We start from the raw sequence: 12288 nt of genomic DNA, 5'->3' as shown, positions 1-12288 counted from the left end.
TCAGCGCCACCGAACGGGGAGAAGGGTGGGGCGAGATGGAGTTGACGACCGAGTACCCGCAGCGGACGGGGTTCGAGCCAATCAGTGAGGTGGACCGCAAGGAGTTCCATGACCAGGGCTTCCTGCTGCTGCGTAACGTGCTCACCGACGGCCACCGGCAGCGGCTGGAGGCAGCCGTCGACCGGGTCCACGCGGAGGAGGTCTCGGCCGGGCGGTCCACCGAGGACGGCACCGTTCACCTGCTGGGCTTTCTGGATCGGGACGAGCTCTTCGCCGACCTGCTCGTCCATCCGACCACCTTCCCCTACGTTTGGGGGCTGCTCGGCTGGAACATCTACACCCACCACAACCACCTGGACGTCACGCCGCCGGCCCGGGAGCCGGAGCGACCGTACTGGGGCTGGCACCAGGACGGCTACCGGCAGAACTCGGATCCGGAGACGCTGGACGGGTCACCCCGGCCGATGTTCTCCCTGAAGGTCGCGTACCTGCTCTCGGACCTCTCGACGACCGGCCGCGGCGCGACCAAGGTGATCCCCGGCAGCCACCTGCGGAACAGCCTGGAGCGGCCCGCCTCGCTGCCGCACCCGGATCCGCACGGCACGGTCGAGATCATCGCGAACCCCGGCGACGCCTTCGTCTTCGACCGCCGGCTCTGGCACTCCCGGTCGACCAACCTCTCCTCGATCAGCCGGAAGATGCTCTTCATCGGGTACACCTACCGCTGGATCCGGCCGCTGGACGAGATGTCGGTCGACCGGGACGGCCCGTGGTGGGCCCGGCGGTCGCCGCTGCAACGCCAGTTGCTCGGCGACGGTACGCACACCGCGAACTACTGGGGCGTCGGGTGGGACGGGTACGTCGACGAGGAGATCCCGCTGCGTCGGGAACTCACACGGCGAGGGCTGCTCGACCGTTCCGTTCCCTGGCTCCGCTGAACCGACCGCGTCCGCGACGGCGGACCCTGCGCCGCAACTGCGTCGGTAACTCGTCACCGACGAGGAACTGTACGGGAAACAAACGCGGTGCTGACCTGAGGCGGCGTCGGCCCGCCCGGAAAGCCTCCGGAGAGGTGAGAGTGAATCAGGTTTCCCGTCGGGGAGATGCCCGGACGCGGGAAGCCCCGACCATGGGCCGGGGCTTCCTTCGCACGGTTTTGCTTACGCGGGGGAGATGCTTTCCGCGTAGTCGTAGAGGCTCTTGATGTCGTTGTCGAAGTACGGGCCGTCGAACTGTCCGTTGCCCGGGTTGTCACCGTGGCTCACGACGCTGTTGATGTACCCGTAACCGGTCTGGTCGTTGTATTCCTGCAGCCAGGGGCCGCCGCTGGATCCGTAGGTCATGTTGCAGTACATCCGGATCTGCTGACCGCCGGCGTGCCAGGTGTTGCCCTGGCAGTAGTACTGGCTCTCGCCGCCGCCCAGGTTGGACGGGTAGCCGAGCGCGGTGACGTAGACGTTGTAGCCGTAGTTCCAGCGCAGGCCGTTGCCGCCGACCGTCTCGACCACCTTCGCACCGTAGATACCGCCGTTGTTCATGATGGCGATACCCATGTCCTCGTCGAAGCTGCCACTGCTGGCCCATGCGGTACGGGTCGCGAGGCTGTAGGCCACGAACGTGCCGAACGGCCGGGACCCGTTGCGGTACCGGGGGACGAACTGCCAGTTCGTGTACCACTGACCGCCGCGCCCCTGGTGCACGCAGTGACCAGCGGTCATGACCAGTCGCCGCTTGCCGCTGGCGACGGTGCTGGCCGAGCAGGAGGCGAGACCGCCACCGGGGGTGTTGAAGTACACCTTGCCGACGGTCTGCGACTCGTTGAGCTGGACCCGGAGGTCGTCGTTGCTGGCCAGGCGCGACGCCATGGGCGCGACCGCACCCGCTTTACCGTCGGGCTTCGGCGCACGGTTCTGCGACTGCGCGGAGCCCGCGGGCCTCGCGAAGGTCAGGTCCACGGCCTTCGCCATCCGCTCCGGCGTCCAGTAGGCGGCGACCTCCTTGGCGACCGCCTCGCTGGTGATCGCGCGACCGTCACTGGTGCGGGCGACGGTGGTGGTGTTGCCGTTCCGGTCGCTTCCGGAGGGCGCCGCCTGGGCGGCGGGCGCAGCGGTCACGACCAGCGCGAGCGCGAGGCCGGCCATTGCAGACCATTGCAGGACGGGTTTCAAGAGATACCCCCTTGTCGGTGGTGCTCCATTCGGGCTCCCGCATCGTATTCAGAGTTTTTGATTGATCGGAATCCCCGGGCAATGACAGATCACCGACATTGTTCTCCGGCGGTCGATCAGGCCACCCAAAGGGGGATATGACCAGCGAGAACGACCCATCGGAGCGATCCGAACAAACCTCGCCTTAATAACTTCTATCGATGAGTTCCCCTGCTCTTTGATCCGCTCCACGGGCTTCGGCGACAGCGATCGACACCACCAAGAAACAATTGACTCAATTAATTGCCGACGTCAGCGTCGACTTCGTTCCGCAAATCACCTGCGGGTCAGAAAAAATGGAAATACCGCACTGCCGCCACGAATGGGCACGCCCGGGCAGGTTGCCCCGGCTCGACCGGTTTGTGGGCACCCGACAGCCGCCACAAGGCGGTGCGGCGTCGGCCTTGCGCCCGCCGCCGCCGTCGTCCTCTGCTACCGCTGACCAAGCACGGCGTGAGCCGGCCGGGGCGGCCGGATGGGGCGACGGAACAGTGACCCGCCGGCACGGCTGCGCCAGCGAGCGGAGGCACGCGGCTCCACCATGACGCGTCCCAACCGGCCGACCTGCCATCGGTATCGGCGGCACGCTTCCGCGAACGTCAGGGGGCGGCCGACCTGACGTTCGCGGCGGTGCACGGTTCGTCGGTTCGTCGGTGGGGGCGGCAGGACAGCGGACGCCAGGGCGGGTGCGGTGCGCGCCGCCAGACCGTCAGCCGCGCACCGCCCCACCCCTGTGGTCTCGTCAGCTCCTGGTCTGACCGTCCCGCCCGACCACGTCGATGACCGCGGTGACCGGTCCCACCGCGGTCGTACCGGTGATCCTCACCTCGCCCGGCGCGTCGGTCGCCCCTTCCGGCAACGCCTGCCAGCGCACGGGGCTGGTGGTCACCGTGCCGTTCGCGGTGGTGAGCACGCGGACGGCGGGCGGCAGCACCGGTCTGGTGCGTACCCGGGTGGCCGTGTAGACGGTGTCCTCGACGATGTGCTTGGCCTGGCTGGCGTTGAACACGTTGATCGACGCGTGCGGTTCCCAGGTGTTCGTCATGCCCGGGACGGCCCGGAACATCGTCTGCCAGCCCGCCGGCTCCCAGACCAACACGCCGGTGCCCTGGTTGTTCACCACATCGTTGGCGGCCTGGAAAACCCGCTGGATCGCGTCGGCCTGGCCCTGCACGGTGCGCGGGAAGGGGGAGTTCGGCATCGGCGAACCGTCACCGCCCGACGCGGGGTAGGAGGTCTCCGCGACCTCGATCTCGTAGTCGGGGTACGTCGTCGCCATCGTGTGCAGGTTGCGCTCCAGCGCCTCGGGCGTACCGTGCCACTCGGGGTAGTACGAGATGGCCAGCACGTCCGGGTTCTGCCCCTTCGCCTTCACCCGGGTGAGGTACTGGTGCCAGAACTCCATGGTCTTGGCAAGCCGGTTGGTGCCGACGATCACGTGAATCTCGACCTTGGACTTCGGTGACGCGTCGCGGACGGCCTTGATCCCGGATGCGGCCAGAGTGGTGAACCGGTCCCACGCCTCGTCGTAGAGCCGCTGCTCGACCGGGTCCGTCGACCCCCAGTACCGCCACAGCAGGCCACCGCCCGGCTTCGACTGGTAGATGTCGGCCTGGTTGACGAAGTACGGCGGGGCGGTCGTGCCGATCAGCGCCGCCTCGTCGCCGTACATGAAGCCGTTGATGATCTCGTTACCGACGGCGACCTTGTCCGGCGTGGTGCCCTGCTCGATCAGCCGGCGGAGGTAGTCGGCGGTGAAGTCGTACACGGCCTGCGTCAGGTCGTCGAACTCCAGTTGGGCCCAGGCGCGCGGCTTCGGCTGCTTGCTCGGATCCGCCCACGAGTCCGCGTAGTGGAAGTCGATGCCGAGACCCATGTCTCGTTCCTTGATCGACCGGGCCGACGCCAGTGAGCGCTCCGGCCCCTGACGCGGGACGGATGTCAGCTCGCCGTTGCTCTCGTTCCGCGGCTCGTTGAAGATGCGCAGGCGGGTGTATTCCATGCCCCGGTCCTTGGCCACGTCGAGCAGGTGCGGCCCGGCGCCCCGGTCGGTGGCCAGCGGGTTGACCCAGTACTGCCGGGCCTGGTAGTCGTCCACCCAGGACTGGTCGGCACCGAGGATGAGATCGTCACGCAGGTAGTTGAAGACCTGGATCTCGCTGATCCCGACCCTGGCGCGGCCCGACACCCCGGTGACCGTGAGCCGGACGAAGCGCGTTCCCGGGCGGGTGAACAGGTGCACCGCCCCACGCGACGCGCCCCGGGTCTGGGGCCGGTCGGCGATGGTCTTCCATCGTTGGCCGTCGGACGACGCCTCGACGACGTACCGGTACGCCGCGCCGCGGTCCGGGAACAGAACCTTGACCTTGCGCAGGTTGTCGTACGTGCCGCCGAGGTCGACGGTCAGCCGCTGGTGGGCGCTGGCGCGGTCCGCGTACCAGGACGTCGCCGGGTCGCCGTCGATGGCCAGCCGAGCGGTGGATGCACCGCTGCTCGCCGTCGCCGAGGCCCAGAACTTGGCGGCGATGTTGCTCTCGATCGGCTTGATGTCCGCGGTTCCGAAGATCGCCTGCGCCGGGGTGGGCGCCGCGAACATCGCCGTGCTCACCAGCGTCGCCAGGGCGATCGCGCCCACGGCGATGCGGGCGGGGTGCCTGATCCTCATGCCTTTCCCTTCCTGCCGGTCACCAACAGCTGACGCCCACTTCGCCGGTCGCGTCTCCTGACCCCACCGCCGACCAGGACCGGGAGCGCTCCCAACTGGGACAGCAATGCGCCCTCGCGCATCCTCGGATCTTGATAGGCGTCGATTTGCACGCTACGCGACCGGCGGCAGTTAAACGATTCAACACGCCGCGGTTGCTGCCCCCTGACAGAGTCCCGCAGACTCATCCTGCGCATCGCCGACGACATCACGTAGGGGCTCACATGATGGCCCCGGACCTCGGCGGTCCTGCCCGCCGGCGGCCGGACGACCGGCTGCCACGCCGTGCCGGCCCTGGCCGAACAGCCCGCCAGCCGGCCGCCGCACGTCCGGCCGCCTGCGTCACAGCACCGTCATGTTTGGTACGCCGGCCGACCGGAAACATCGATCCGGACGACACGTACCAAGGAGGAATCCATGAGCGTCACCGGCATCATCAGCGCACTCATCGTCGGTCTCATCATCGGTGCGCTCGGTCGCCTGGTCGTACCAGGCAAGCAGAACATCCCGATCTGGCTGACCATGCTCATCGGTGTCGGCGCAGCGCTGCTGGGCACCGTGATCGCTCGAGCCGCAGGCGTCAGCACGTCCGGCTTCAGCTTCGTGGAACTGCTCATCCAGGTGGTGCTCGCCGCGGCCGGCGTGGCTCTCGTCGCCGGAACGGTGGGGCGACGCGACCGCCGCGCCCTGCGATAGACGACGCGCGTGAGCGGCGGCTGGACCCGACATCCGGGTTCAGCCGCCGCTTCGTCTCAGCCGACTGCGCGCCACCTCCCCAGTCCGACATCTCGGCCGCGCGGCACCGGAAGGTGATGTCCAACAGACGACAGCTCGCAACCCGTGTCGCCCCCAGGGCGTCAGCCAGTCATGACACCGCCCGGAAGGTCCGGGCCGACACGGGGAGATGACGATGACCTACTCTGCTCGACACCGGATGCTCGCGGTGGCCGCCGCCGGCCTGTTGTCCGCCTCCTTCGCCGTCGCCGCCTCGGGGGCGGCGACGGCCGCGCCGAGATCCGCCAGCGCCTGCAGCATCATCAGCCTGCCGTTCCCCGCCGACGCCTACCGGGGCAAGGCGGATGCCGTCGATCCGACCGGGCGATTCATCGCCGGTACCGGCCTGCGGATCGAGGAGGACGGCAACCAGTTGCTGCTGCTGGTCTGGGACCGGGGACGACCCACCACCGTCGAGTCGCCGCTGGCCGACTCGGTCGCCGACGTCAACACCAGTGGCGTCGTGGTCGGCAACGGCTGGATCAACGCCCAGAGCCGACCCTGGGTCTACCAGAAGGGGAACCTGAGACTGCTGCCGACGCCGCCGTCCGGTTACGCCGCGGCGACGGCGATCAACAAGGCCGGCGACATCGTCGGCTGGGGTGAGGAGGCCGGTACCGGCAGGAGGCTGCCGCTGCGCTGGCCGGCGGCCCGGCCCGGCACGTACGAGGTGCTAAATGCTCCGGCCGACGCCGCGGCGACGGGGATCACCCAGGACGGCACCATCGTCGGTTACGCCGGCGAGTTTGGTAAGTGGACAAGTTGGGTGCGCCGCCCCGACGGCCGGGTCGAGACTCTGACCGTGCCGGGCGCAGGGATGACCACGGTCCGCACGGCGCAGGGACACTGGGCGATCGGCCTGGTCGACCTCGGCGAATCCAGCTCGGTGAGAGTGCGCTGGGACCTACGGAACGGCTCGTGGTCACGGATCCCCAAAGAGGTGCCTTGGGTGACTGACGTCAACGCCCGCGGGACGGTTGTCGGCGGTGATGTCGTCGCCCGGGGCGCTGCCACGCGCACCCTGCCCGGCGCTGGTGATCAGGTGAATGTCGGTGCCAACGCCATCGCGGACACCGGCGTCGTTGTCGGGTTCCGCAACGACCGCCGCGAAGGCGGTCGGCTCTCCCCGGTGCGGTGGGCCGGTTGCTGACGTCCTGATGTGACCCGGGCCACCGGCTCGGACAAACGGAGGGGTGCCCCGGTCGACCGGGGCACCCCTCCGTCGGTTCAGCCCCGAACCGGCGCGCCGACCCCCGAACCGAGCACCCTGACCCGATCGGTGTCCGCCGCGGCCACACCGGCGGTCCTCGTCGGGGTGGCCGTACCCGGGTAGAGCCAGAACGTGCCCACCACGTCGGCGACGACATGGGTGGTGCCGGAGTGGTTGTGCACGTGGAACCCGTCCTGCGGGCCGATGACCCCCATCACCGCGTTCGACACGGTCTGCCCGGCGACCGGGTTGAGGTTGCTGGTTGACGGCCTGGGCATGTCGTAGTCCGCGGGCCAGACCGTGAGCACCGTGTTGTTGGTGGGCGACACGGCGGTGACGTTCATCGCCAGCACCTCGGTCGCGTCGGTGACCATGCTCGGCGGCGCGGTGACCGTGCGCGTCGCGTTCGGCCCGAGCGCGCCCGGAATGCCCTGGGCGCTACGGCTGTCAGCGATCCGGGTCGGGCTCATCGGCGTGAACCGCAGTCCGTCCGGCACGGTGCCGTCGTCGATCACACCGACCAGATCCACGACCATGTGCGTGGTCTGCGAGGTGTAGACGCCGAACTGGGGTACGCCGTAGCCGCTACCGCAGCCTTCGTAGCACGGACTGGTCTCCACGAAGGCCAGGTTGGGCACGACCTTGCCGGCCGCGTAGTTGACGGTGGACGAGGTGGGCACGTCACCCACTGTGGACCAGGCGCTCAGGAAGCCCGCCTTCCTGGGCGAGACCGCGGTGATGTTGAGGACCAACGCCCGGATGTTGGAGTTGTACTGCCCGAAGTTCACCCAGCTCCGGATGTAGTAACCGGCCGGGAGCACACCTCCGTCCGTGCGGGTGTCGAAGAGCCGGAACGGCTTGACCCAGTGGTACTGCCCGCCCATGCCCCGACCGGACAGCGAGTTGTTCGCCGCGTAGAAGCCGACCACGTCCACCACGACGTCGGTGTAGCCGGCATGGTTGTAGACCGACACCTTGCCACCGGAGCCCAGCTTGACGGTGACGTTGTTCGAGCCCAGCCAGTGCCTCGGGAAGTTGATCGACGAGGCGGTCGGCCGGCTCACCCCGGCCGGGTAGAGGGTGAGGAAGCTGCTGGAGGTGGGGTTGGTGACGGTCACGTTCAGCACGACGGAGCCGACGCCGCTGCTGGGCACACCGCCTCGACCGGCGACCTGGAGGTCGACCTTCCGGCCCGTGCCGATCTTCGCCTTCGGCGCGCCGAGGCCGGACCGGGTGTCCATCAGGCGCTTCGGGGACAGCGGGTAGTAGGTGCCGGTGACTCCCCGGAAACCCTCCACCGAGAGCTGGACGCGGCGGGTGCCCGAGGAACTGTCGTCAGCCAGCAGCAGGCTGCCCGTCTGCAGCTCCGCCTTGGTGGGATGCGTCGCGACAGAGACCGTGCAGGTCTCGCCGGGAGCGAGGGTCCTGCCCGTGCACTGGGAACTCAGCACGCTGAACGCGGCGGGGGTGGGGCCGCCGATGCTGGCCGCGCCGAAGGTGATCGGCTTCGTGCCGACCGAGCGGAAGGTGACCGTCTTCGCCGCGCTGCGGACCGCGAGCTCCTGGTAGCCGAAGCCAACCGGGTTCGGCGTGCCGTGGGCCACCCCGTAGTCCAGCCCCGAGTTCCAGCGCAGCTCGCCGCTGATCACACCCCTGGAGCCGGCGGCGTCTACGCAGCTGTACTCGTAGGAGGCGGCGAACCGGTCGACCAGACCGGTCTCGGCGTTGCGACCGACCTCGCGAACGGTGATCGATCCCGAGGAATGCCCGCAGCCGCGGTGGTCCGAGTTGAGGTCCAGACTGGCCGTCGTCGCGTCGGCGAACCGGGCCGCCGGGTAGCTCTGGCCCTCCTGCCACGTCTGACCGGTGGGCGGGCCAATGCTGAGGTCGACGTAGGAGCTCGACTGCGAGGCTCTGACCGCCAGCCGGTCCTGCGCACTCGGCGTGACGGACACGGTCGCATTGGTGGTGTCGTAGACACCGGACTGCGAGAGGGGGTATCCCCCGGTGTGGTTTCCGACATCGACGGTGAGAACCGTGTACGGCGCGGCCGGCGCGGCGAGCGCCACCCCCGGCAATGCGGCGGTGGCGCATGTCCCGACGACGAGCGCGCTCAGCAGACTGCGAATTCTGCGCATGAAGACCCCGTGAGGAAAGGAAAAGGAAGCGGGGCCAGCGTAAGGCGATGATCGATGTCCAGCAACCCCGATCGGAAAGCGAACAGGGCATCGGCGACTGCTCGGGCTACATCTGCCCGGGCACGACCAGGCCGGTCTCGTAGCCGGACCAGGCCGTAGACGATCGTGAGCGCGGGAGCGAGGACAAGACAATTGGGGGCTTTCTGCATGCGGTCGACGTTGTCCGCCCGCGGCTTCGCGACATCGCCGATCTTCACCGGTCTCTGCCCGCTACTCGTGCCGGTTGGACCGGCACGAGTAGCGGGATGGCGAGGTCCTATCAGGCGACGGCGGTTCCCTCGAGCTCGACCATCAGGGTGGGGATCGCCAGCCGTGTCACCCCGAGCATCGTGGTGGTCGGTGCCACCCCCGCCGCGCCCAGCCGCGAGGCCAGCACGCCGTAGTGCGGGAACAGCAGATCGACGTCGGTGGTGTAGACGTTGAGTCGGACGAGGTTCGCGAGGGACATGCCGGCCTCGGCGAGCACCGCCTCCAGGTTGTCGAGACTCAGCGCCAGTTGGGCGGCCATGTCCCCGTCATGCTGAGGCTTGCCGTCGCTGCTCATCGCGGTCTGCCCGGAGCAGTACAGGGTCCGGGTGTGCCCGGAGACGACCTCCCCCTGGTTGAATCCCATCTCCACCGACCACGTCCACGGGTTTACCGCCACTCGTTCCACTGCCACAACCAGCTCCATTCGGTCCATCGAAAGTACGTACGCCCACCGGCTCGGCACAGCCGTTCCTGGCGCCGTGTGGATAAGCCTCCCGGCAAATCACGACATCCTTGGTCGTGTATTCCGATAGAGTTCCCGCGTGCGCGCCGACCGGTTGGTCTCGCTGGTGCTGCTGCTGCGCCAGCGCGGTCGGCTGACTGCGGACACGCTGGCCCGCGAACTGGAGGTGTCCACCCGCACCGTGCTGCGCGACATCGAGGCGCTGTCCGCGGCCGGCGTTCCGGTCTACGCCGAACGCGGCCGGCACGGCGGTTTCGGGTTGTTGCCCGGTTTCCGGACCGAGCTCACCGGACTGAACCACGACGAGGCCCTTGCCCTGCTCACCGCCGGCTCGGGGCGCGGCGAGCAGGTGTTCGGCCTTGGCTCGGCGCTCGCTTCGGCCATGCGCAAGGTCGTCGACGCGCTGCCCGAGAGCCATCGGGCCACCGCCAGCGACGCGGTCCAGCGATTTCTCGTCGAGCCGGAGACCGATCTGCTCTCCCGCCGGCTGGCCAACAAGGAGATCCCCGACACAACGATGATCGAGGTTCGACGGGCGGTGCTCGCCGGGCGCAAGCTGCGCATCCACTACGCGGCCACCGGCCAGCCACCACAGTGGCGCACGGTGGACCCGATCGGCCTGGTCACCGTACGCGACCGGGGCTACCTGCTGGCCACGAGATCTGGCGCGGACCGCACCTACCGGCTGTCGCGAATGTTGGCAGCCGAGGAACTCCCTGAACCGGCACAGCGACCGACCCGGATCGATCTGGACCGGGCGTGGCGGGAACGCTGCGCGCAGTTTCTGTCCAGCGACCACATCGCCGTGCTGCTACGGGTGAACCCGAGGCGGCGGGAGGAACTGCTGAACACCGCGGTGGCCGTCCGCGCCGAGGAACCTGACGCGGACGGCTGGCTGCGACTGGAGGTGACGTTCCAGGATCTACGACACGCCGAGTGGGCGCTGTGGCAGCTCAGCACCGGCGCGGAAGCCCTGGCCCCACGGTCGTTGCGCACGCTGCTGCGCAACCGCGCCGCCGCGATGGTCAACCGCTACGCAGAGCCATCCTGAGAGTTGTCGCCTGTTGCGGGGCAGCCGCCGACGCGACGGTGGGGCCGGCGAGTGGGTGCCCTCCCTTCCGCCCGCCCGGCCCCGTCGTGGGTGGTGCGTCAGCCGGCCACTTCCTCGGCCTGGTCGGTAACGGTGATGCCCTCCGCGAAGCGCACGATCTGGTCGTTGCTGAGGCCCAGCTCCCCCGGAACCTGCACCAGCACCTTCCGGCCCGAGGCATCCGGGAAGATCAGCCACCTGGTGTCCGACAGCTTGCCCTCCGACTGCAGGGGGAAGCCCAGCTCACCCGCCCTGCCGTTGATGTCGACCTTCGTCACCGGTGACTCGTCGGGCAGGTGGGACAGGCCCTGAAGAGACACCGCGATTCGGCCCTGCAGGCTGACAGCCTGTCCGGGGGCGGGCGGGGCGGTGTCGCCGCCGGGCGGCGTCACGATGAACGAGCTCTTGTCCGACGAGACCACTTTCCAGCCTTCCGGCACGGTGCTCACCTCGAAGCCGACCGGCTGGGTGCCGGTGTAGGCGACGAGTTGCAGGCGCGCCGTGTTCGTCGACGTGCCGGGCCCTTCCGCGACCCTGGTCGGGGCGCCTCCGGTCCCGCCGATCTGGCCGGCACCCAACGCCACGGTGGCGACGAGGGCGACGGCCGCGCCGGAGAACGCGAGCCGCCGCTGCCGGCGGCGGGTCAGGGCACGGTGTCCCCGGGCCACGTCGGCGGTGACGACATCCGGGCTGGTCTGGTCGGGCGTGACGGCATGCGGCAGGGTACGCAGGACGTCCATCACGTCTGGCATGTCAGTACTCCTTCATTCGTTCGGGTCAGGGGTTGGTTCAGGCGAAGTCGTGCACACGTGCGGGGAAGACCGCCCGTAGTCGTTCCAGCCCTCGGGCGCTCTGGCTCTTGACGTTGCCCTCGCTGCACCGCATCGCGGCGGCGGTCTCGGCGACGCTGAGCCCTTCGACGTACCGCAGCACCACCGCCGTTCGCATGCTCGTCGGCAGCGTGGCCAGCAATGCCAGCATCGTCGTCTCGTCACCGCCCGGGGCCTCGACGGCGGCGACGTCGGGCAGCTGCGCCCGCACCTGCTCACGCCGACGGAACAGGCTGCGACGCTCGTCCGTCGCCGCATTCACGACGCACCGCCGTGCGTACGCATCCACCGTGTCCGGCCGCACCCTCGGCCAAGCCAGATAGAGACGAGTCAGCGCTGTCTGCACCACGTCCTCGGCCTTGGCCAGATCGCCGGAGACCAACAGTGTTGCCACGCGCACCAGGCCGGCACGCCGGGTCATCACGAACTCGGTGAACTCGCGGTCCTGCTCGGAAGGCCGTCTCACAGGCCACCCACCTCTCCTTGTCCCCGCTTGCCACTCGGACACCTCTCTTACGAGAGAGACCGCGAGTCCGTTGCATGCTGGACGAAGAAGTTCAGCG

10 protein-coding genes are annotated in these 12288 nt (G+C 68.9%); 4 read left to right on the top strand and 6 right to left on the bottom strand.

Annotated elements, in window-relative coordinates; genetic code table 11:
- Positions 1 to 35 precede the first annotated feature (35 nt).
- Entirely contained in the window at positions 36 to 938 is a 903-nt protein-coding gene (locus E1166_RS01080) for a phytanoyl-CoA dioxygenase family protein (RefSeq protein ID WP_132334912.1), read from the top strand.
- A 222-nt stretch (positions 939 to 1160) separates the two neighbouring features.
- On the opposite strand, the gene E1166_RS01075 is transcribed toward E1166_RS01080, so the two are convergent.
- Both E1166_RS01075 and E1166_RS01070 read right to left on the bottom strand, forming a co-directional pair.
- The gene (locus E1166_RS01075) at positions 1161 to 2141 is read right to left on the bottom strand and encodes a hypothetical protein (protein WP_243710069.1); all 981 of its coding nucleotides are present in this window, start codon (positions 2139 to 2141) and stop codon (positions 1161 to 1163) included.
- Between the two features lie 808 nt (positions 2142 to 2949).
- Positions 2950 to 4872, bottom strand: coding sequence for a glycosyl hydrolase 53 family protein (locus E1166_RS01070; protein ID WP_132334908.1), 1923 nt, complete (start codon positions 4870 to 4872; stop codon positions 2950 to 2952).
- A gap of 456 nt (positions 4873 to 5328) precedes the next feature.
- Between E1166_RS01070 and E1166_RS01065 the strand changes: the two genes are divergently transcribed.
- Both E1166_RS01065 and E1166_RS01060 read left to right on the top strand, forming a co-directional pair.
- Complete coding sequence (locus E1166_RS01065) at positions 5329 to 5607, top strand: GlsB/YeaQ/YmgE family stress response membrane protein (protein WP_132261293.1); 279 nt, start codon at positions 5329 to 5331, stop codon at positions 5605 to 5607.
- A 214-nt stretch (positions 5608 to 5821) separates the two neighbouring features.
- On the top strand, positions 5822 to 6835 hold the full coding sequence (locus E1166_RS01060) for a hypothetical protein (RefSeq protein WP_132334906.1): 1014 nt from the start codon (positions 5822 to 5824) through the stop codon (positions 6833 to 6835).
- Positions 6836 to 6912: 77 nt separating this feature from the next.
- Here E1166_RS01060 and E1166_RS01055 read toward each other — a convergent pair whose 3' ends face one another.
- On the bottom strand, positions 6913 to 9033 hold the full coding sequence (locus E1166_RS01055) for a choice-of-anchor D domain-containing protein (protein ID WP_132334904.1): 2121 nt from the start codon (positions 9031 to 9033) through the stop codon (positions 6913 to 6915).
- Between the two features lie 319 nt (positions 9034 to 9352).
- Complete coding sequence (locus E1166_RS01050; RefSeq protein WP_243710068.1) at positions 9353 to 9766, bottom strand: RidA family protein; 414 nt, start codon at positions 9764 to 9766, stop codon at positions 9353 to 9355.
- 118 nt (positions 9767 to 9884) lie between these two features.
- On the opposite strand from E1166_RS01050, the gene E1166_RS01045 reads away from it, so the two are divergent.
- Entirely contained in the window at positions 9885 to 10856 is a 972-nt protein-coding gene (locus E1166_RS01045; protein ID WP_132334902.1) for a WYL domain-containing protein, read from the top strand.
- Positions 10857 to 10954: 98 nt separating this feature from the next.
- Here the strand turns inward: E1166_RS01045 and E1166_RS01040 are convergent, their stop codons facing one another.
- Entirely contained in the window at positions 10955 to 11647 is a 693-nt protein-coding gene (locus E1166_RS01040; protein ID WP_132334900.1) for a hypothetical protein, read from the bottom strand.
- A gap of 37 nt (positions 11648 to 11684) precedes the next feature.
- Entirely contained in the window at positions 11685 to 12191 is a 507-nt protein-coding gene (locus E1166_RS01035) for a sigma-70 family RNA polymerase sigma factor (RefSeq protein WP_243710067.1), read from the bottom strand.
- Positions 12192 to 12288: the final 97 nt, after the last annotated feature.

It is taken from the genome of Micromonospora sp. KC213 (assembly GCF_004348325.1).
Classification (GTDB): domain Bacteria; phylum Actinomycetota; class Actinomycetes; order Mycobacteriales; family Micromonosporaceae; genus Micromonospora.
This window is presented reverse-complemented; position numbering and strand designations above follow the sequence as displayed.